Origin of the sequence: Streptosporangium sp. OZ121 (assembly GCF_051918885.1) — a bacterium.
GTDB lineage: Bacteria > Actinomycetota > Actinomycetes > Streptosporangiales > Streptosporangiaceae > Streptosporangium.
The window spans coordinates 232,613-252,907 of the sequence record NZ_JBPXMC010000002.1 but is presented as its reverse complement, the minus strand read 5'-3'; the positions used below and the strand labels follow the sequence as shown (position 1 = coordinate 252,907).

The 20,295-nt window shown below is 71.8% G+C and carries 14 protein-coding genes; 4 read left to right on the top strand and 10 right to left on the bottom strand.

Annotated features, from left to right (window positions below; all coding sequences use genetic code 11):
- Positions 1-54: 54 nt before the first annotated feature.
- From ACTOQ1_RS06000 to ACTOQ1_RS05975, 6 genes are all read right to left on the bottom strand, one after another.
- Entirely contained in the window at positions 55-366 is a 312-nt protein-coding gene (locus ACTOQ1_RS06000; protein WP_440065043.1) for an AzlD domain-containing protein, read from the bottom strand.
- Positions 363-1,043: an AzlC family ABC transporter permease gene (locus ACTOQ1_RS05995; protein ID WP_440065041.1), complete on the bottom strand. Its 681-nt coding sequence runs from the start codon at positions 1,041-1,043 to the stop codon at positions 363-365. Before ACTOQ1_RS05995 ends, ACTOQ1_RS06000 begins: the two co-directional genes overlap by 4 nt.
- A 23-nt stretch (positions 1,044-1,066) precedes the next feature.
- Entirely contained in the window at positions 1,067-1,900 is an 834-nt protein-coding gene (locus ACTOQ1_RS05990; protein WP_440065040.1) for an AraC family ligand binding domain-containing protein, read from the bottom strand.
- The gene (locus ACTOQ1_RS05985) at positions 1,897-3,876 is read right to left on the bottom strand and encodes a protein kinase domain-containing protein (protein WP_440065039.1); all 1,980 of its coding nucleotides are present in this window, start codon (positions 3,874-3,876) and stop codon (positions 1,897-1,899) included. Before ACTOQ1_RS05985 ends, ACTOQ1_RS05990 begins: the two co-directional genes overlap by 4 nt.
- Positions 3,877-3,921: 45 nt before the next feature.
- The gene (locus ACTOQ1_RS05980; protein ID WP_440065038.1) at positions 3,922-6,489 is read right to left on the bottom strand and encodes a protein kinase domain-containing protein; all 2,568 of its coding nucleotides are present in this window, start codon (positions 6,487-6,489) and stop codon (positions 3,922-3,924) included.
- A 267-nt stretch (positions 6,490-6,756) separates the two neighbouring features.
- Positions 6,757-7,080, bottom strand: coding sequence for a PadR family transcriptional regulator (locus ACTOQ1_RS05975; RefSeq protein ID WP_440065036.1), 324 nt, complete (start codon positions 7,078-7,080; stop codon positions 6,757-6,759).
- A 169-nt stretch (positions 7,081-7,249) separates the two neighbouring features.
- Here ACTOQ1_RS05975 and dnaE point away from each other — a divergent pair, with 169 nt between their 5' ends.
- The gene (gene dnaE / locus ACTOQ1_RS05970; protein WP_440065035.1) at positions 7,250-10,771 is read left to right on the top strand and encodes a DNA polymerase III subunit alpha; all 3,522 of its coding nucleotides are present in this window, start codon (positions 7,250-7,252) and stop codon (positions 10,769-10,771) included.
- A 149-nt stretch (positions 10,772-10,920) separates the two neighbouring features.
- On the opposite strand, the gene ACTOQ1_RS05965 is transcribed toward dnaE, so the two are convergent.
- Positions 10,921-11,676: an SDR family oxidoreductase gene (locus ACTOQ1_RS05965; RefSeq protein ID WP_440065034.1), complete on the bottom strand. Its 756-nt coding sequence runs from the start codon at positions 11,674-11,676 to the stop codon at positions 10,921-10,923.
- A 681-nt stretch (positions 11,677-12,357) separates the two neighbouring features.
- On the opposite strand from ACTOQ1_RS05965, the gene ACTOQ1_RS05960 reads away from it, so the two are divergent.
- Both ACTOQ1_RS05960 and ACTOQ1_RS05955 read left to right on the top strand, forming a co-directional pair.
- Positions 12,358-13,068, top strand: a complete 711-nt coding sequence (locus tag ACTOQ1_RS05960) for a sensor histidine kinase (RefSeq protein WP_440065033.1) — start codon at positions 12,358-12,360, stop codon at positions 13,066-13,068.
- A 28-nt stretch (positions 13,069-13,096) separates the two neighbouring features.
- Complete coding sequence (locus ACTOQ1_RS05955) at positions 13,097-14,302, top strand: ATP-binding protein (protein WP_440065032.1); 1,206 nt, start codon at positions 13,097-13,099, stop codon at positions 14,300-14,302.
- Positions 14,303-14,433: 131 nt separating this feature from the next.
- Here the strand turns inward: ACTOQ1_RS05955 and ACTOQ1_RS05950 are convergent, their stop codons facing one another.
- A complete protein-coding gene (locus ACTOQ1_RS05950; RefSeq protein ID WP_440065031.1) occupies positions 14,434-16,794 on the bottom strand; it encodes a transglycosylase domain-containing protein in 2,361 nt (786 codons plus the stop codon).
- Positions 16,795-16,846: 52 nt separating this feature from the next.
- Positions 16,847-18,163, bottom strand: a complete 1,317-nt coding sequence (murA, locus tag ACTOQ1_RS05945; protein WP_440065030.1) for a UDP-N-acetylglucosamine 1-carboxyvinyltransferase — start codon at positions 18,161-18,163, stop codon at positions 16,847-16,849.
- A gap of 107 nt (positions 18,164-18,270) precedes the next feature.
- On the opposite strand from murA, the gene ACTOQ1_RS05940 reads away from it, so the two are divergent.
- On the top strand, positions 18,271-18,822 hold the full coding sequence (locus tag ACTOQ1_RS05940; RefSeq protein ID WP_440065028.1) for a hypothetical protein: 552 nt from the start codon (positions 18,271-18,273) through the stop codon (positions 18,820-18,822).
- A gap of 32 nt (positions 18,823-18,854) precedes the next feature.
- Here ACTOQ1_RS05940 and ACTOQ1_RS05935 read toward each other — a convergent pair whose 3' ends face one another.
- A complete protein-coding gene (locus ACTOQ1_RS05935; protein ID WP_440065027.1) occupies positions 18,855-20,243 on the bottom strand; it encodes an amidase in 1,389 nt (462 codons plus the stop codon).
- Positions 20,244-20,295 lie beyond the last annotated feature (52 nt).

Sequence of the window (20,295 nt, the reverse complement as noted above, 5' to 3'; positions counted from 1 at the left end):
GGCGTGATGCGGCGGTGACGACCTCGGCTCGGCGGGGGCGCGGCGGTGACGACCTCAGTTCAGCAGGTGGCGCAGCGCGGCGGTGACGACGGCCGCCGCCGCGAGGACGACCAGGAACGGGGCGCGCAGCAGCAGGGCCACGACGGCGGCGCCCATCCCCGCGGTGCGCGGCCAGTCGAGGTGCAGCGCCTGCCCGTCGCCGAAGGTCTGCACCGCGATCAGCGCCGCCAGCAGGGCCACCGGGACCAGCGTCGCGAAGCGCTGCACCCCGGGGTGGTCGAGGACCCGGCGCGGGGCCGACAGCCCGGCGAGCTTCAGCGCGTAACAGGCGGCGCAGGTGGCGACGACGGCCCACCAGATGGTCACTTGGGTCTCCTCAGGATCACCGCGAGCACGGCCACGGACGCGAGCAGCACGGGCACGCCCGGCGGGGTGAACGGGGTCGCGGCCAGCGCGACCGCCGCGCCGCAGCCCGCGATCAGGCGCAGCGCGCGGGCCTCGGCGCCGCTCCCGGTGAGCCGGGGCCACAGGATGGCCAGGAACGTCGCGGGACCGACCGCGTCCAGGCCGAACACCGCGGGGTCGGCCACCCAGGAGGTGCCCAGCGCGCCGACCAGGGTGGTGGCGTTCCAGGTCAGATAGAGGCTGACGAAGGTGACCAGGAACGCCGTCCTGGCCGACTCCTCGTCCGGCTGGGCCAGGGTGACCGCCGTCGTCTCGTCGATCACCCCCTGGGCCGCCAGCGGCCGGCGCCAGCCCCGGATGTCGAGCACCCCGGCCATGCGGAGGCCGTACAGGCTGTTGCGGGCGCCCAGCAGCATCGCACCGGCCGTGCCCGCGACCAGGTTGCCGCCGCCCGCGACGACGCCGACCAGGGCGAACTGCGAGGCGCCGGTGAAGGCGAACAGGCTCAGCACGCACGCCTGCGCCACGCTGAGCCCCGCGGTGACGGCCGCGGCGCCGAAGGCCACCCCCGCCAGGCCGACGGCGATCCCCACGCCCAGTCCGTCCCTGATCGCGGAGGAACGAGTGGTTGTTTCCATGGCAGGTGAGCTTAAATCCGGTTTCAAGCCCCGGTCTTGTACGTTCCTGCGCGCTGGTACGCGGCCGGCGGCACGCCCACCGTCCGGGTGAAGTGCCTGCTCAGGTGGGCCTGGTCGGTGAACCCCACATCCCCGGCGACCTGCGCGGGAGGGGTGCCGGCCTGGAGCAGCCTCCGGGCCCGGATGATCCGCAGCGTGTTCAGGTAGGCGTGAGGGGGAAGCCCGGTGGCCGCCTTGAAGGCCCGGATCAGGGTGAAGGGCCTCGCGTCCACCGCCCGCGCCAGGTCCTCGATCGTGGGCGGGTCGACGAGCCGCTCGTGCAGGATCTCCCGGGCACGCCGCACCGCCGGGTCGTCGTCCCGGCGCGGCGCGCCCGCGGGGCGGCGGGAGGCGTGCCGGCTGAGCAGGGCGGCGAAGGCCGTGCGGGCCAGCGTCGAGGAGGCGAGGTCGTCGCCTCCCTCCGCGGCGTCGTGCGCGGCCCGCAACAGCGCGACGGTGGGCCGGTGGTAGGTGACGGTCTCGGGGAAGCAGGGCGTGCCGTGCCCGGCCATCAGCTCGGCGGCGATCCCGGAGACGAACTCGACCGAGGGGTACAGCACCCGGTAGGACCACCCGCCGGGGACGCCCGCGTAGCCGTCGTGCGCCTCCTCGGGGTTGAGCGTGCTGAGGCTGCCAGGGCCCGCGCGGTGCAGGGTGCCCCGGTAGGCGAACTCCTCCACCCCGGACAGGACCAGCGCGATCGCGTAGCCCTCGTGCGCGTGCGGCGGGAAGCGGTGGGTCACGTATCTGGCCTTGAGGAGGTCCACCCCCGGCAGGGCCGGGGTGCGCCAGAAACGCGCCCTCTCCAGGCCGCTCATGGCCGGAAGGTCCTGGTGAACGTGTCGAAGAACGAGCGGTCCCACCTGGACGCCGGGCTCTCCCAGTAGATCGCGTACGGCTTGTCGGCGAGGGTGCGGAAGCCCCGGTCCAGGACGCGGGTGCGGACCCCGTTCTTGAGGTAGGTGAACTCCCAGTCGGCGGCCGGCACCCCCCGGTACACCAGCGCGGTGATGCCGATCCGCCGGTAGCCGGGCCAGACGTTGTCGGCCGTCCCGGCCTTCTCCACCTTCTGCCAGTGCCTGACCGGGTTCTTCTCCGGGTCGTCGGTCGACTCGATCCACAGGAAACCGCTCGCGCCGGGGGCGCGGAACTCCACCCTGTCGCGGCCGGCGAACCGCTTGACCCGCCAGTTCCCGGGCACCGCGACGGAGAAGCCCATCGGGTCGCGGTGCAGCCGCCAGCCCGCGGGGAGGGTCCTGGCCGGACGCGGCGTCACCGTCGGGGCCGGCTCCGGGGTGGGGGTCGTCTCCTGCGGCGGAGTGGGGGTGGGGTCGGTGATCGGAGGCGTGACCTCGGCCTGGCCGTCACCGGCGCCCACCGTGGTGTCCGTCTCCTTGAGGAACAGCCACCCGCCGAGCCCGATCGCCACCGCGAGCGCGGGCACCCCGGCCAGGAGCGCCAGCCGCCCCGCCCTCGCCCGCCGCACGGGCTCGGCCCCCGCGTCCGCGGGCTGCTCCCGCCCCCGCCGGGAACCGGGGGGCGAGGGCTCGTGACCGTGGGCCTGCTGTCCGGGATGCGTGTACGGGGGCTGTTCGTGGTACGGAGGCTGCTCGGGGCGCGCGTACGGAGGCTGCTCGGGGTGCGTGTACGGGGACTGCTCGTGGCGCGCGTACGGCTCGGGGGGCGTGTACGGGGACTGTTCGGGCCACGTGCGCGGGGCCGGGGAGTGGGACCCCTCGGGCTGCGTGTGCCCGGCCGCGTACGGCGACCGCCCCGGGTGCGTGGGCGCGGCCGGGTGCGGCGGCCGCCCCGGGCCGCTCGGGGAGTCCCCGTACCCCGGCTGCCACGCGCCCCGCGCCGGGTCCTGACGCGGTGGCGGGTCGGCGCGCGGCGGGTCGGTGTGGAACCCGGGGGAGGCGGGGGCGGCAGGGGAGGCGTACGCCCGCTGCCCGGGGTGCGCCGTTCGCCCGGAGACCGGCCCGGCGGAGGGGGAGGAGGCGCGGCCGAGCAGGGCCTCGACCTGGTCGGGGACCATCCGGGCGGCGGGGTCCCTGGCCAGCATGCCGAGGATCGCCGTCGGCAGCGGCCCGGAATGGGCCATGGGGCTGGGCTCGCCGTGCAGGACGGCCATCATGGTGGCGGCGGCCGTGGCCCGCTCGAACGGAGGGCGGCCCTCCAGCGCCGCGTACAGCGTCGCGCCGAGCGACCACAGGTCCGACTCGGGGGTGGCGGGCAGCCCGTGCAGCCGCTCGGGCGGCAGGAACGCCGGGGTGCCGACCATCGCGCCCGTACGGGTGATGCCGGTCTCCTGCGTCATGGAGGCGATGCCGAAGTCGGTCAGCACCACCCGGCCGTCGTCGGCCAGCAGCACGTTCTCCGGCTTGACGTCGCGGTGCAGCACCCCCGCGGCGTGCGCGGTCCGCAGCGCGCCCAGCACGTGCAGCCCCACCGAGGCGACCCGCTCGGGAGGGAGCGGCCCGCCCGAGCGGACGATCTCACCCAGCGACCGGGACCGGACCAGCTGCATGACGATCCAGGGACGCCCGTCCTCCTCGACCACGTCGTGCACGATGACCACGGAGGGGTGGTCGAGGCGCCCGGCGGTCCTGGCCTCGCGGATGGTGCGCCGGTTCAGGTCGGTGCGCGCGGCCTCGTCGACGCCCCGGTAGCGGACCTCCTTGACGGCCACCACCCGGTCGAGGAGCTCGTCGTGGGCGCGCCAGACGATGCCCATGCCGCCCTCGCCGATGTGTTCGAGCAGCCGGTAGCGGCCCGCCACCTTTCTCTCCGCCATCCCCGCCCTCCCAAGCTCACTGACCGCGGGCGGTAGGGCTCCCGCTCACTTTTTCGAGGAGAAGGTCGCGGTGAACCCCTCGAAGAGGTGCATGTTCTTCTTCCAGTCCTTGGCCAGGGTATGCCAGTAAATCGCATACCCCCGGCCGCCCTTGGTGACGAACCCCCGGTTGATCACGCGGGCCTTGCCCGAGCTGGTGTTCCAGGTGAACTCCCAGTCGGCGGCCTTCTCCATGTACTTGACGTTCGCGATCCGGACCCGCTGGTAGCCGGAGAAGTTGCCCCGGACGACCCTCTCCTGGTTCTCCCAGTCCTTCTTCGGGTCGGGGCCCGCCTTGTCGACGTACTCGACGAAGACGAAGCTCGTCCGGTCGGGACCGCGGAACCACACCTGCTTGCCGGGCCGTTTCTCCATGGCCCACCCCTTGGGCAGGCCGATCGAGAAGCCGTTGCTGTCCTTGTGCATCTTCCAGCCGGAGGGGAGGGGGGACTTCTCCTCCGTCTTGGTGGGGCTCGGGCTGGACGAGGGAGACTCCGACGGGGACGCCGAGGAGGACGGCGGCGACGTCTCCGGATCCGGCGAGCCCTCCGCGGTCGTCTCGGCGGTGCCGCTCGGGGCGTCCGACGCGCTGGACGCGCTCGGATCGCCCGGCCTGGCCTGCGGGGTCTCGTCGCCGTCGCCGCTGCGCAGGCCGAGCCAGCCGGCGATCCCGCCGACGACGAGCAGCGCGGGCAGCAGCACCAGCAGCCCCCGCCTCACCGGGGAGCCGCCCGACTCTCGCGAGGCGAGCGTGTCGTGGTTCCCGGCGTAGGCGGGCGAGGGCTCCTCCCACGGAGCGGGCTCGGCCCTGGAGGCGGAGACGGGCGCCGCGGCGGGCTCCGGCCTCGGCGCGGGCTCGCGCCCGACGGGCGGGAAGGGGTTGGGGCGCGCGGCGGGCTTCTGGCGCGCGGCTCCCGGCTCCCCGGCCGGCGGGGCGTCCTCGCGGCTCGCCCGGGGTGCGGGCTTCTTCCCGGCCGTGGAGCCGGGAGCCGCCGCGCCGGGGGACGCGGAGGACGCCGTGCCCGGCTTCGCCTCGCGGGCCGGCGCGACGCCGGCGGCGGGTTCGGGCTTCGGGTCGGTGGCGGGCCTCGGCTTGGGGGCGAACCTGGGCAGGACCGGGGACGCCGGGGACGCCGGGGACGCGGCCGCCGCCCCGGGCCTGGGGCCGGGCTCGGGTTCCGGGGTGGGTTCGGGCTTCGGAGTGGTGGCGGGCCTCGGCTTGGGGGCGAACCTGGACAGGATCGGCGGTGCGGCCTCGGCGGGGGCCGCAGGGGGTACGGGCGCGCCCTTGCCGGCGGGACGGCTCGCCTTCGAGCCCGCTCCCGCCTCGGAGCCCGATGAACCCGCTCCCGCCTCGGAACCCGGTGAGCCCGCCCCGGCATCCGGGACGGGGGAGCCGGCTTCGGCCGCGGCTTCGGAAGCCTGGCCGCCCTTCGCGGCGGGTGCGTCCTTCGCCGGTGCCGGCGCGGCCTTCTCCCCGGAACCGGCCGCCCCGGAACCGGCCGCCGCGGAGGCGGGCTGCCGCCGTGCGTCCGCGGCGGGCGCCTTCGCGGCGGCCTTCCGCTGCTCCTGCTCCTCGCGGCGCGCGGGCGGGGAAGAGGCTTCCTTCTTCGCACCCGGGCGTGCGGCGTCCAGCTTCGCGCCCGTCTCGGGGACGGCGCCGGGCTGGAGGCCGATCCCGGGGTCGGTCTCGTCCGCCGGGTTCACGGCCGGCATGACGGCGGTCCTGGCGGGCCGGTCCCGGTCGCCCTCGCCCTCGGCGACCCTGCGCAGCAGCCGCTCGGCCTCCTTGTAGGGCATGCGCAGCGCCGGGTCCTTGCGGAGCAGCCCTTCGAGGACCGGGGCCAGCGGCCCGGCGTGGAGCGGGGGCTCGGGCTCGTCGTTCAGGATGGCGTGCATGGTCGGCAGCGCCCCGCCCCGGTCGTGCGGCGGCTTGCCCTCGACGGCGGCGTACAGGGTCGCGCCGAGCGACCACAGGTCGGACTCGCGCTGCGCGCTGCCGCCCTTGATGCGTTCCGGCGGGATGAACGCGGGGGTGCCCGCGATGCCGGTCATGGTCAGCGCGGTCTCGGCCTCGAGGGTCGCGATGCCGAAGTCGGTCAGCACCACCCGGCCGTCGTCGGCCAGCAGCACGTTCTCCGGCTTGACGTCGCGGTGCAGAACTCCCTGGGCGTGGGCGGCGCGCAGCGCCTCCAGCAGCTTGAGGCCGATCTCCGCGACCCGCTGCGGCGGCAGCGGCCCGTCCTGGCGCAGCACCTTGCCGAGGGAGCGCGACTCGACCAGCTGCATGACGATCCAGGGACGCCCGTCCTCCTCGACGACGTCGTGGACGACCACCACGTTCGGGTGCGTCAGGCGCCCCGCGGCACGCGCCTCGCGCTTGGTGCGCCGGTTGAAGTCCTCCTGGTTGTCCTCGCCGAGCATGTCGGCGTAACGGACCTCCTTGATCGCGACCTCACGGTCGAGGAGCTCGTCATGGGCCCGCCACACGATGCCCATGCCACCCCGGCCGATGGCTTCGAGCAGCTGGTAGCGGGAGGCGACACGGCGCCCCTCGGGCTGTGCTTCGGCCATCAACCGGCTTACCTCCTTCTGAACCCCCGAATACTCTCATAGCCCGGTAAAGTGATCGACTCACCCGCCGGAGAAAAGTCCACATCCTGAGATCTGATGTCCAGTACGTGGCGGATGTCGGGAAGATGATCGAGAATCGGCCGCATGACCTGCCACTTTACGTTCAACGGGCCCGCTCCGGGGGGCCGATCGTGACAGTGTCGAACCATCGACCGGTCTGAGCCGGAACGGGTCACCGGGATCATCGGGGTCATCCGGTCATCCGGGTCACAGGGCGCCCGGCAGGAGGTCGAGCCGGCGCCGGGCCGTGGCGGCGAGGCGGGTCAGCCGGGCGGTCTCCTCGGCCAGGACCGTGCGGCCCTCGCCCCTGAGGTCGTAGTAGCGCCGGTGGCGGCCGTCGACGACCTCCTCCTTGACGACGCCGATCAGGCCCTCGCCCGACAGGCGCTCCAGGGCGCCGTAGAGGGTGCCCGCGCCGAGCCGCACGCGGTCCTCCGACAGCTCGCGCACCGTCTTGATCACGCCGTATCCGTGCAGCGGGCCCTCGGACAGGGCCAGCAGGATCAGGTAGCTCTGCTCGCGTAGCGCCATGGGCGACATATATCGTTACCCGTACTGTGAGTCAAGGGTAGGCCTCGCGCCGGGAGCGTCCGGGGCGCCGCCGGGGGAGAGGCGACCCGGAGCGCATGAGTCACTTTCGAAACTCAGATTTGGATACGCTTTCCCCGCCGACGGTGCGACTAGGGGAGGACGGGGCCGCATGTCAGACTCGTTTGTGCATCTGCACGTTCACACGGAATACTCCATGCTGGATGGAGCCGCCCGTTTGAAGCAGATGTTCAAACAGGTCGGTGACCTGGGCATGCCGGCCATCGCGATCACCGACCACGGCAACATGCACGGCGCCTACGACTTCTACAAGCAGGCGACCGGTGCCGGGATCAAGCCGATCATCGGCATCGAGGCCTACGTCGCCCCCGCCTCCCGGCACCAGAAGAAGCCGGTGCTGTGGGGCGAGCCGCACCAGAAGCGCGACGACGTCTCGGCGGGTGGCTACTACACCCACATGACCATCTGGGCGAAGAACGCCACGGGCCTGGGCAACCTGATGAAGCTCTCCTCGCGCGCCTACACCGAGGGCTTCGTCCGCAAGTGGGCCCGGATGGACGCCGAGATCCTCGCCGAGCACTCCGAGGGCCTGATGGCCACCACCGGCTGCCCGTCGGGCGAGGTGCAGACCCGCCTGCGCCTGGGCCAGTACGACGAGGCGGTCGCGGCGGCGGCCAGGTTCCAGGACCTGTTCGGCAAGGACAACTACTACCTGGAGATCATGGATCACGGGCTCGACATCGAGCGCCGGGTCCGCGACGGCCTGACCCGCATCTCGCGCGAGCTGGACATCCCGCCGCTGGTCACCAACGACTCCCACTACACCTACGAGTCGGACGCGACCTCGCACGACGCGCTCCTGTGCATCCAGACCGGCAAGCAGCTGTCCGACCCCGACCGCTTCCGCTTCGACGGCAGCGGTTACTACATCAAGAACGCCGACGAGATGCGCGCCGTCGACTCCTCCGACCTGTGGGCCGAGGGCTGCCGCAACACGCTGCTGGTCGCCGAGAAGGTCGACCCGACCGGCATGTTCGGCTTCAAGAACCTGATGCCGACCTTCCCGATCCCCGAGGGGGAGACCGAGGAGAGCTGGTTCCGCAAGGAGATCTGGCGGGGCATGGAGCGGCGCTTCCCCGAGGGCGTCGACGAGGAGCACCGCGCCCAGATCGAGTTCGAGATGAACGTCATCCTGCAGATGGGGTTCCCCTCCTACTTCCTCGTGGTCGCCGACTTCATCATGTGGGCCAAGAACAACGGCATCCGGGTCGGACCTGGCCGCGGTTCGGCGGCGGGCTCGCTGGCCGCGTACGCGCTGGGCATCACCGACCTCGACCCGCTGCCGCACGGCCTGATCTTCGAGCGGTTCCTCAACCCCGACCGCGTCTCCATGCCCGACGTCGACATCGACTTCGACGAGCGCCGGCGCGGCGACGTGATTCGCTACGTGACCGAGAAGTACGGCGCCGACAAGGTCGCCATGATCGCCACCTTCGGCACCATCAAGGCGAAGGCTGCCATCAAGGACGCGGCCCGCGTCCTCGGGCACCCGTACGCGCTGGGCGACAAGGTCTCCAAGGCGTTCCCGCCCGCGGTGATGGGCAAGGACATCCCGCTGTCGGGCATCTTCGACAAGGACCACCCGCGCTACAACGAGGCGGGCGAGCTGCGCAGGCTGTACGAGGAGGACGTCGACGTCAAGTCGGCCATCGACCTCGGCAGGGGCCTGGAGGGCCTGATCCGGCAGACCGGTGTGCACGCCGCCGGCGTGATCATGTCCTCGGAGGTGCTGACCGACTACATCCCGATCATGCGCCGCGACTCCGACGGTGTGATCATCACGCAGTTCGACTATCCGACCTGCGAGACGCTCGGCCTGCTCAAGATGGACTTCCTGGGCCTGCGCAACCTCACGATCATCGACGACTGCCTGAAGGCCATCGAGGTCAACACCGGCACCAAGATCGATCTGCTCGACCTGCCCCTGGACGACGTCAAGACCTACGAGCTGCTGGCCAGGGGTGACACGCTCGGCGTGTTCCAGGTCGACGGCGGCGGCATGCGCTCGCTGCTGCGGCTGATGCGTCCCGACAACTTCGAGGACATCTCGGCGGCGCTCGCGCTGTACCGGCCGGGTCCGATGGGCGCCAACTCCCACACCAACTACGCGATGCGCAAGAACGGCCAGCAGGAGATCACCCCGATCCATCCCGAGCTGGAGGAACCGCTCAAGGAGATCCTCGACACGACCTACGGCCTGATCGTCTACCAGGAGCAGGTCATGGCCATCGCGCAGAAGGTCGCCGGGTTCTCGCTCGGCAAGGCCGACCTGCTGCGCCGCGCGATGGGCAAGAAGAAGAAGTCGGAGCTGGACAAGCAGTACGAGTTCTTCGAGCAGGGCATGAAGGACAACGGCTACTCGGCCGCCGCGATCAAGGCCCTGTGGGACATCCTGCTGCCCTTCTCCGACTACGCCTTCAACAAGGCGCACACCGCCGCCTACGGCCTGGTCTGCTACTGGACCGGCTATCTCAAGGCCAACTACCCGGCCGAGTACATGGCCGCCCTGCTGACCTCGGTCAAGGACGACAAGGACAAGTCGGCCCTCTACCTCAACGAGTGCCGCCGCATGGGCATCAAGGTGCTCCCGCCGGACGTCAACGACTCCGACTTCGACTTCACCCCGCGCGGCACCGACGTCCGGTTCGGCCTGTCGGCGATCCGCAACGTCGGCGGCAACGTGGTCGACGGGATCATCGCCGCGCGCAAGGAGAAGACCCGCTTCGCCGACTTCAAGGACTTCCTGCGCAAGGTTCCCATGGTGGTCTGCAACAAGCGGGTCATCGAGTCGCTGGTCAAGGCCGGTGCCTTCGACTCCTTCGGGCACGTGCGCAAGGGCCTGGTGATGATCCACGAGCAGGCCGTCGACAGCATCATCGGGATCAAGAAGAACGAGGCCCAGGGACAGGACTCCCTGTTCGGCGCCGTCGAGGGCGCCGAGGACGAGACCTTCGACGTGCAGATCCCGCTGGGCGAGTGGGACAAGAACACCCTGCTGCAGTTCGAGCGGGAGATGCTCGGCCTGTACGTCTCCGACCACCCGCTCTTCGGCGTGGAGCACATCCTCGCCTCCGGCGCCGACTGCTCGATCGCCTCGCTGCAGGACGAGCACCGTACCGACGGCCAGGTCGTCACCGTCGGCGGCATCCTGAGCGGCCTGCAGCGCAAGGTCACCAAGAAGGGCGACACCTGGGTCCTGACCCAGCTGGAGGACCTGGAGGGCGCGATCGAGGTGATGATCTTCCCGTCCGCGTACCAGCTCTGCGCGACGGTGCTCGCCGAGGACGCGATCGTGTTCGTCAAGGGGCGCCTGGACAAGCGCGAGGACGTCGGGAAGATCATCGCGATGGAGGTGACGGCCCCCGACCTGACCCGCGAGGCCGGAGGCCCGCTGGCCGTCAGCCTCGCCCTGGCCCGCTGCACCCCGCCGGTGGTCGGCCGCCTCAAGGAGGTGCTGACCGCGCACCCCGGTACCACCGAGGTGCACCTGCAGGTCCACAACGGCCCGAAGACCACGATCGTGCGCCTCGACGACCGCCTGCGGGTGTCGCCGTCCCCGGCCCTGATGGGCGACCTGAAGCAGCTCCTCGGCCCCGCCTGCCTCGGGGCCTGAGAGCCCGCGGGTCCGCGTCCTCACCCGGAGGGCGGGCGGCCGGTGGCCGTGCGGGCGCCGGACGGCGTGGTTCCGCCCCCTGCGGCACGGTGAGCGCCGCCTGTCAGGCGGTTGATCTCAACGTGGGCATGGAGCCGCCTTTCGTCGGTCTACTTCCCGGTGGCGTGCCGGTCGAGCCAGTCGCGGTAGCGGATCCGCCCCAGGGAGGCGCCGTCATCGGGCACCAGCGTGCGCTCGCCCGGCACGCTGCCGAAGTAGTGCGCCCGCGGGTCGGTGACCACCTCGCGCGGGTCGCCCCAGGTGGCCAGGGCCTCCCGGAAGAACTCGTCCATCCGGAACCGCTCGGGCCCGCCGACTTCCACCATGCCGTTCAGCGGCGATCCCACCGCGACCCGGCCGACCGCCTGGGCGACGTCATCGCCCGCCATGGGCTGGAAGAGCACGGGGGCCATCCGCACCTGGTCGCCGTCCGTGGCCTCGTCGGCGATGCGCCGGACGAACTCGAAGAACTGGGTCGCGTGCACGAGCGAGAAAGGGATCGACGACTCCGAGATCAGCTTCTCCTGGGCGATCTTCGCTCGGAAGTAGGCGTTCCCCGGCGGCCGCTCCGTACCCACCACCGACAGCGCGACATGGTGGCCGACACCGGCCTCCGCCTCCGCGGCGAGCAGGTTGCGGGTGGAGGTGGTGAAGAACTCCATCACGGCGGTTTCCTCGAAGGAGGGGGAGTTCGACACGTCGATCACCACCTGCGCGCCCTTCAGCACCTCGGCCAGCCCTTCGCCGGTGAAGGCGTTGACTCCGGTGTTCGGCGCCGCCGCCACCGCCTCGTGACCGTGCTCCCTCAGCTTCGTCACGAGCTTCGACCCGATGAGACCGGTCCCGCCGATTACCACGATCCTCATGCTGAACCTTCCTGTCCGCCGGGGCGCTTGCTCGCCCTCGGTCCCCAGCTAGGACAGGACGGCCTTCCGGCCTGTGACAGATCCCGCGGAAAGTTTCCAGTGCCCGCGCCGTCCGCGCCGTCCGCGCGGCCCGCGTCGAGGTGTGGCCGGGCCGGCCCTTGCAGAAGGCGTTACTCACCGATGACGGACGGCGGGCGCGGTGTGCCGTGGCTTTCACCGTCCGAGGGCACGGTGCGGACGGCGAGCCTCAGGGACCGGCCGAGGCCGATCACCGTCTGACGGAGCCACCCGCCGCCACGATTGTTCGCGTACCTGTCACAGGACGATGACCTGCGCTGTCATGACTCATGACGGACGGCAACGCGTGTCCGGGGGACAGAGGTTCGCCACGAACGTCTGTGGTCCGCGGGACCGGCGTGATCGGGTCCATGCCATGACGAGGCTCGCCGTGCAGGGCCCCGGGCGGTGGCCGCCCCACCGGACATCGCCGTCAACGGTGTGCCGGGTCTGCCCCGCGACGGCCATCGGCCGATATCCCCCACCAAATCGCATATCCCCCACGAAATCGCATGAAAGGAAGTCTGTGTCTTGACAGCACACTCAGGACCCCGTTTCGACCGCGGGGCTCCCCTCCAGGCTGGTGAAGGCCGGATTGCGCAGACGATTCGGATCCCCTCGGACATGGTGCGCGAGCTTCAGCGTGAACTGCAGAAAAAGCAGCGTTTCGCGTCCGACGCCTCGCACGAGCTACGCACGACGATCGCGGGTCTGCGCACGGAGTTGGAGGAGGCCCGCCTGCATCCCGGCGAGACCGACCTCTGCGACCTGCTCGCCAACGCGCTGAGGAACGTCGAGCGGCTGAACGCGATCATCACCGACATGCGCATCCTCGCCGAGATGGAGGCCGGCCCGCCCAGCGAGCCGCAGCAGGTCGATCTCGCCGAACTCGTCCATGACGAGATCGGCCGCAGGACCGACTGCATCGCGGTCCGGCACCGGCTGGAAACCGGGGTGACCGTTGTGGCCATCCCGATCCGGATCAGCCGGGTGCTCACCAACCTGCTGGACAACGCCCAGCGGCACGCCCACCAAATGATCGAGGTCCGGGTGAGCCGCGACGGCGACAGCGCCGAGCTGACGGTCACCGACGACGGCGAAGGAGTCGCGGAATCCGAACGGGAACACATCTTCCAGCGCTTCACCCGCCTGCAGGCCGCGCGCCGGCTCGACCACACCGGCACCGGGCTGGGTCTGGCCATCGCCCGCGACATCGCCCAGGCCCACATCGGCAGCCTGCATGTCCGGGAGGCCGAGACCGGCGGCGCGTGCTTCGTGCTGCGACTGCCCCTGGCAGGTTCGGTTGCCCCGGTGGGCACACCGCTGGATCCATGAGCTCACCGAGCGTCGGAAGAGGACTCTGATGGCACACGACATCAACGTCGCCGCCCTGTTCACGGCCGTTTCCGGCCCCTGCCTGGTCATGACACCGGATATGATCATCGTGGCCGTCAACCAGACCTATCTCGACCTCTGCGGACGCCGGCGGGAGGACGTGCTGGGCCGGCATGTGTCCGACCCGTTTCCCCAGGACCGCACCGATCCCGGTTACCGGTGCGCGCTGCAGCACCTCGAAGCGTCGCTGGACCAGGTTCGTGCGGCCGCCGAGGCGGTCCCGCGGAAGTACACCGCGGTGCCCTCCGGCGGCGCGCCCCGGAGCCGGTACGGGAACATGATCGACTCTTCCGTCCTCGGCCCGGGCGGAGCGGTGGTGCTGTTCGTCCACCGCACGCAGGAGGTGACCGACCTCGGCCGACAACCCCCGCGTGCGGGTTCGCCCGGGCTCGGACCGGACTCGGGCGAGAAGGCGGTGGAGCCGGTGGAGCCGATGGAGACGCGGCTCTGCGCACGCTCCACGAAGCTGCGGAAGCTGGACGAGCAGGTCAGGGAGGCCAGAACGCACACGGAGCACGTGCTGGCCCGGCAACGTCAGTTCGCCGCCGACGCCTCACACGAGCTGCGTACGCCGCTCGCCGCGCTGCGCGTGCAAGTCGAGGCGGCGCAGCTGCACCCGGACGACATCTGCCTGCCCGACCTGCTGAACCACGTGACGAACGACCTTGACCGGTTGGAGAGCATCGTCGACGACCTGCTCCTGCTGTCCACGATCGAGTCCGACCTCGACAGAACGCGGGAGGAAGTGGATCTGACCGCCCTGGTCGAGACGGCGGCGGCCCGGTGGGCCGACGGTCATGACGTACGGCTCAACGTCGAGCCGGCGGTGACCGTGGAAGCCGCGCCCTGGCAGCTCGCCCGTTTGCTCGCCAACCTGCTGGACAACGCCCGGCGTCACGCCACCCGCAGACTGCAGGTCGACCTGCGCCGCGCGGGCGGCCACGCGGAGCTGGCGGTGGCCGACGACGGGAAGGGAATCGCCCCCGCCGACCGCGAGCGCGTGTTCCAGCGATTCGTCCGCCTGGACACCGCCCGCAGCCGCGGCCGCGGAGGCACCGGCCTGGGCCTGGCCATCGCCCGCGACATCGCCCAGGCCCACCGGGGCAGCCTGCACGTCGAGGACGTGACCGAGGGCGGCGCCTGCTTCGTGCTCCGCATCCCGCTCGTCCGTTAGGGCGTGCCGGACGGTTCGAGGTGGCGGAGCCGGGGCATCAGGGCGCTGTGCGGCCCGTCCGCGGCGGCGACTCGCGGCTGACGATCTCCGTCACCGCAGGTCAGAGGTGTCCGTGGGAAATCTCCTCATCGCTACCGGAACCCCCGGCGGGGGGCGCGGTACCGGCGGTGCGCGCCGTTGTCGCGATACCGGCGCTCCTCCCGGTACGTGCGCTCCTCGCGGAAGCGGCGTCCGCGGTCCCCCCGGGCGCCGTGATCCCCTCGGGCGTCGCGGTCCTCGCGTTCCCCTCGGGCGCCGCGACGCCTGCCGTCCTCGCGGCCCTCGCCGTCCTCGCCCTCCTCCTCGCGTTCCCTGGCCAGGGCCTCCTCCATGCCGGGGGTGAACCCGCCGCCGAACCGGCCCATGTCGGGGTGGTGGAAGCGGGTCTCGCGCGTACCGTCGAGAGCCGCCGACATCGACGAGACCCAGATCGGTCCCGGCAGGGAGGCCCCCTGGACCGCGCCGAAGTACTCGTCGCCGATCTCGACGTTGGTCAGCGGGTAGCGGTAGGAGCCCCGGATGTCGCCCACGCTGACCGCCGCGGCCAGGTCAGGGGTGTAGCCGGCGAACCAGGCCGACGTGTAGCCGTTGTTGGTGCCCGTCTTGCCCGCGGCCGGGCGGCCGATGCTCTGGCCGGTCATGGTGCCCTTGGTGAACACCCCTGCCAGGAGGTGGTTGACCGCGTCGGCCACGTCGCGCTCGATCGCCCGCGAGCAGCTGGGCGGGATCTTGAAGCGCCTGCCGTCCCGCTCGACGATCTCGACGATGGCCATCGGGCGGCAGTAGCGGCCCCGCGCCCCGAACGCGGCGAACGCGGCCGCCACGGTCACCGGGTCCATCTCGTTCACGCCGAGGGTGAAGGTCGGCACCTCCCGCAGCGGGGTGCCGTCGGCGCGGGCGATGCCCATCGCCCTGGCGGTCGTGACGACCGGGCACAGGCCCACCCGCTGCTCCAGCATCATGTAGAAGATGTTCACCGACTTCCAGGTGCCGGTGGACAGGCTCTGCGGGCCGCCCTTGCCCTCGCCGCTCGCGTTGAAGATCTCCGCGCGGGGGTCGTTGACCTTGCGGCCCCGGCAGTCGGTGAAACCGCTGTCGGGCACGAAACTGCCGGGCGTCATGAAGCCCTGGTCGAACCGCCAGCCCTGGGCCAGCGCGGTCGCCAGGGTGAACACCTTGAACGTCGAGCCCGCCTGGAAGCCCTGGCCACCGCCGTGCGCCATGTCGGCGACCAGGTTGTAGGTGGTGTCGGGGCCGCTTTTGGTGCCGGCGGTGTTGTTGCCGGTGCTGCCGCCGCCGCTGTTGCTGCCGTACCTCTTGCTCGCCGCCATGGCCCGGATCCGCCCGGTGCCCGGCTGGATCATGGCCTCGGCCGCGACCTCGGTGTCCTTCCTGCCGACCCGCGCGGCGATGGCGCGTTGCGCGGCCCGCTGCGCCTTCGGCGCCAGGGTGGTGCGCAGCACGATGCCGCCCCTGGCCAGGCGGCGCTCCCGCTCCGCGCGGGTGTGGCCGAAGGCCGGGTTGGTCAGCAGCTCCCGGTGCACGTAGAGGCAGAAGTAGGGGTAGACGCTCCCCTCGCAGCCGCCGGGTTCGGGCTTGAGGCGGATGGCCAGCGGGCGCCTCTTGGCGGCCTCGGCCCGCGCCGGGGTGACGTACGACAGCTGGGCCATCCGGTCCAGGACGATGTCCCTGCGCTCGCGCAGCCGCTCCCTGCGCTTGGCGTCCAGCGACGGGTCGGTGGCGTACGGCGTGCGGACCGCGCCGGCCAGCGTCGCCGCCTGGGGCAGGGTCAGCCGGGCGGCCGGGACCGAGAAGAACCGCTGGGCGGCGGCCTCCACCCCGAAGGCGCCCGCGCCGAAGTAGGCGATGTTGAGGTAGCGCTCCAGGATCTCGGCCTTGCTGTACTTGCGCTCCATCGCCAGCGCGTACCGCAGCTCGTTGATCTTGCGCTGGATGCTGGGTGCGCGGGCCTGGGCGCGCTCGGTGTCGCTCTCGGAGTTCTCGACCAGGATGTTCTTCACGAGCTGCTGGGTGAGCGAGGACCCGCCCTGCCGCACCTCGCCCGCCTTGGTGTTGGTGATCAGGGCACGCAGGGTGCCCTTGACGTCCAGGCCCGCGTGCTCGTAGAAACGCGAGTCCTCGATCGCCACGATCGCGTCACGCATGACGGGGGCGACCTGGGCGAGCGTCACCACCGTCCGGTTCTCCGTGTAGAACTGGGCGAACCGCTTGCCGTTCCTGTCCAGCAGCACGGTGCGCTGGGGGAGCGGGTTCTCCCGGGGGCTCGGGGGCAGGTCGGTGAGGGTCCTCGCGACGTTGTTGACGGTGAGCCCGGCCGTGCCGACCAGTGGCAGCGCGGCCAGGGCGGCCAGCAGCCCGCCGAACACCCCGCAGGCCACCAGCCGGCGCAGGCACGCGCCGGGACCACGTCTCACCTCTGGGCGCGATGTCACGCATAGTAACGTGCGGCCGGGTGATCACCCACAAACACCCGATTGCCAATCCTTACCCGTCCTGCACCTTTTCTCGACTGATCTTCAGCCCGAGCGAGGCGAACTGCTCGAACGGCCGGTGGTAGCCCCGCTCGATGTGGTGCACCCCGCGCAGCGTGGAGGTGCCCTCGGCCGCGGCGGCGGCCAGCACGGCCGAGAACCCGGCCCGGATGTCGGGCAGCGTCACGTCGGCGCCGCTCAGCCTGGACACGCCGCGCACGACCGCCGAGTGCTTGGCGTTGGTGTCGTGGTAGCGGCAGGCGGGGCCGCCGAGGCAGACGTCGAACACCTCGATCTCGCAGCCCATCTTCTGCAGCGCGGGCACGTAGACCAGGCGGTTCTCGAACACCGTCTCGTGCAGCACCGACATGCCCTGGGCCTGCGTGAACAGCACCATCAGGGGGGTCTGCCAGTCGGTCATGAACCCCGGGTGCGTGTCGGTCTGCACCGCCGCGGCCCGCAGCCCGTGCGGCGCGGACGCCGACAGGTAGTCGTCGGTGATGTCGACCTCGGCGCCCATCCTGGCCAGGGTGGTGATCGCGGTCACCAGCCGGTCCTGCGGGCAGCCGTGCACCCGCACCTGCCCGCCGGTGATCAGACCGGCCGCCAGGTAGGAGAACGCCTCGATGCGGTCGCCGTTGAGCCAGGTGGAGGCGCCGTGCAGGTGCTCCACGCCCTCGATCACGATGCGCCGGTCGGGGCTCAGCTCGATGCGGGCGCCCATGCGCTGCAGGAACAGGGCGAGCTCCACCACCTCGGGCTCCATCGCCGCGCCCTTCAGCACGGTCTTGCCCTCGGCCAGCACCGCCGACATCAGGATCGTCTCGGTGGCTCCGACGCTGGGGTAGGGCAGTTCGATCCGGGTGCCGCGCAGCCGCTTGGCCTTGGCGTACACCCCCGTGTCGCTCACCTCGACCTCGGCGCCCATCGCGCGCAGCGCCTCGACGTGGAAGTCGACGGGCCGGCGGCCGATCGGGTCGCCGCCCACCAGCGGCACGAACGCCTCGCCCGCCAGGTGCAGCAGCGGGCCGAGCATCAGGATCGGGATCCTGTTGAGACCGGTGAACGCCGCGGGGACGTGCGGGTTGATCTGCTTGCCAGGGGCGACGGAGATCTCCCCGGCGCTGATCTCCACGTCGATGCCGAGCGCACGCAGCATCTGAGCGGTGATCCCCACCTCGCCCACGTCCGGGGCGTTCTGGATCGTGCTCTCACCGGTGCCCAGCATCGCGGCGACCATGTGCTTGGAGACGCCGTTCTTGGAGCCGCGGACCTCGACATCACCGCGCAGCGGCCCGGAGGGTTCGATCAGCCATACCTCTTCATTCACCCCGCCAGAGTAACGGGATTCGGTCGAAGCCTCGGATGGCGCCGGGCCGAGGGCTATGTAACATCGGGCACATCTGCACAGAGGGTGAGGGAACCATGGTGCGCGGCGTGCGTGACTTTGTGATCACCGTGCTGGTGCTCGCGCTGACCGGGGTCGTCGCCGGGATCCTGTGGTCGCTGGCGGCGCCGCGCCCCCCGTACGTCGCGACGAGCCAGGGACCGCTGCTGGCGGACCCCTCCACGCAGGCGCTGATCGCCGCCGACGGCTGGTTCGCCGTGATCACCGGCGCGCTCGGGCTCGTCTGCGGAGCCGTCGGTTACAGCGTGTCGCGCGGGGGCCGGCCGCTGCCGGTGGTGGTGGGCCTGGCCGCGGGCGGCCTGTGCGGCGCGTACCTGGCGCTGGTGGTCGGGGAGGCGGTCAACCTCGGGGCCGTGAGCGTCGCCGCCTCGGGGACGTCCAGGCCGCTGATCGCGGGACCGCTGGTGCTGACCGCCCGGGGGGTGCTGTTCGCGTGGCCGACCCTGGCCGCCGGCCTCTTCTTCGCCCTGGAGGGCATCGCGGGTTACCGCGACTCCCCGCTGCGCCGCCCGTTCGGCGGGAACGACCCCTACGGGCCGCTGTCGTCGTATGACATCAGCGGCCGGATCGGCGACCGGTAGGCGCCGCGCCGGAGTCAGAGGGGGCCGGGGTCTCAGAGGGGCGGCCTGCGCGAGCCGTGGCCGGTGGCGCGCTCGAACGCGTGGGCCAGTCGTAGCACCGCCATGTCGGTGAAGGGACGCCCGATGATCTGCACGCCCACCGGCAGCCCGCCGGGGGTGAACCCGCACGGCACCGACGCCGCCGGGGCGTGCAGCACGCTGACCCAGTAGGCCGAGCGCATCCACGCCAGGTAGTCGGGCAGCGTCTCCCCGTTGATCTCCGAGACGTACGGGGCGTCCACCGGGAACGGCGGCACCTGGCTGACCGGCGCGATCAGGAAGTCGTAGGTGTCGAAGAAGGAGTTCATCCGCTGGTAGAGCCCGCTGCGCAGCCGCTCCGCGCGGGCCAGGTCGGCGCCGGTCACCTCGCGGCCCCGCTCGACGTTCCAGCGCACGTTCGCCCCCAGGCTCTCCGGCGGCAGGTCGCCGTAGGACAGCGCGTAGTACCACGCGCGGTAGATCCGGAAGGCGTCCTCGGCGGCGGACAGGTCCAGATCCACCCGCTCCACCCGCGCGCCCAGCTCCGCGAGCGCGGCCGGGGCGTCCGCGGTGACCTTGGCCGTCTCCGCGTCGACCGGCAGCCCGCCCAGGTCAGGGCTCCAGGCCACGCGCAGCCCGGTCAGGTCGAGGTCCAGCGGCCCGGCGAAGGCGGAGCCGCTCCCGATGATCGACAGGGGGGAGGCGGCGTCGAACCCCGCCACCGCGCTCATCATCAGCGCCAGGTCCTCCGCGGTACGGGCCATGGGGCCAGGCACGCCGAGGGTGAACCAGGCCGCGACGGGCGACGGGGAGGGGACCCGCCCCGGGGTGGGCCGCAGCCCCGCCACGTTGCAGAAGGAGGCCGGGTTGCGCAGCGAGCCGCCCATGTCGGAGCCGTCGGCCAGCGCCACCATGCCGGTCGCCAGCGCCGCCGCGGCCCCGCCGCTGCTGCCCCCGGCCGACCTCGACAGGTCGTAGGGGTTGCGGGTGGCGCCGAAGATCTCGTTCACGGTGTGCGAGCCGGTGCCGAACTCCGGGGTGTTGGTCTTGCCGACCGTGATCGCCCCGGCCTCGCGCATCCGCCGCACGATCGGCGCGTCGGTGTCGGGGACGTGGTCGGCGAAGATCGGGGAGCCGTACGTGGTGCGGATCCCCGCGGTGTCGGCCAGGTCCTTGTGCGCGACCGGCAGGCCGTGCAGCGGCCCCCGCCACCGGCCGCGGGCCAGGTCCCGGTCGGCCTCCTCCGCCTCCCGCCTGGCACGCTCGGCCACCAGCGTGACGATCGCGTTGACCTGCGGGTTGACCTCCTCGATCCGCCGCAGGTGCGCGTCGAGCAGCTCGACCGCACCGACCTGCCTGGTACGCAGCAGTTCGATCATCTCGGTGGCGGTCAGGTAGTGCATCTTCCCCCCGGACGTCCCTGGTCAGGTGTGTTCTGTCGTACCGAGTCTGACC

What these genes read in the sequence shown, in the direction of transcription:
- ACTOQ1_RS05995 (WP_440065041.1), bottom strand. Translation starts at nt 1,043, where the DNA reads ATGGAAACAACCACTCGTTCCTCCGCGATCAGGGACGGACTGGGCGTG.
- ACTOQ1_RS05990 (WP_440065040.1), bottom strand. Translation starts at nt 1,900, where the DNA reads ATGAGCGGCCTGGAGAGGGCGCGTTTCTGGCGCACCCCGGCCCTGCCG.
- ACTOQ1_RS05985 (WP_440065039.1), bottom strand. Translation starts at nt 3,876, where the DNA reads ATGGCGGAGAGAAAGGTGGCGGGCCGCTACCGGCTGCTCGAACACATC.
- ACTOQ1_RS05980 (WP_440065038.1), bottom strand. Translation starts at nt 6,489, where the DNA reads ATGGCCGAAGCACAGCCCGAGGGGCGCCGTGTCGCCTCCCGCTACCAG.
- ACTOQ1_RS05975 (WP_440065036.1), bottom strand. Translation starts at nt 7,080, where the DNA reads ATGGCGCTACGCGAGCAGAGCTACCTGATCCTGCTGGCCCTGTCCGAG.
- dnaE (WP_440065035.1), top strand. Translation starts at nt 7,250, where the DNA reads ATGTCAGACTCGTTTGTGCATCTGCACGTTCACACGGAATACTCCATG.
- ACTOQ1_RS05965 (WP_440065034.1), bottom strand. Translation starts at nt 11,676, where the DNA reads ATGAGGATCGTGGTAATCGGCGGGACCGGTCTCATCGGGTCGAAGCTC.
- ACTOQ1_RS05960 (WP_440065033.1), top strand. Translation starts at nt 12,358, where the DNA reads ATGGTGCGCGAGCTTCAGCGTGAACTGCAGAAAAAGCAGCGTTTCGCG.
- ACTOQ1_RS05955 (WP_440065032.1), top strand. Translation starts at nt 13,097, where the DNA reads ATGGCACACGACATCAACGTCGCCGCCCTGTTCACGGCCGTTTCCGGC.
- ACTOQ1_RS05935 (WP_440065027.1), bottom strand. Translation starts at nt 20,243, where the DNA reads ATGCACTACCTGACCGCCACCGAGATGATCGAACTGCTGCGTACCAGG.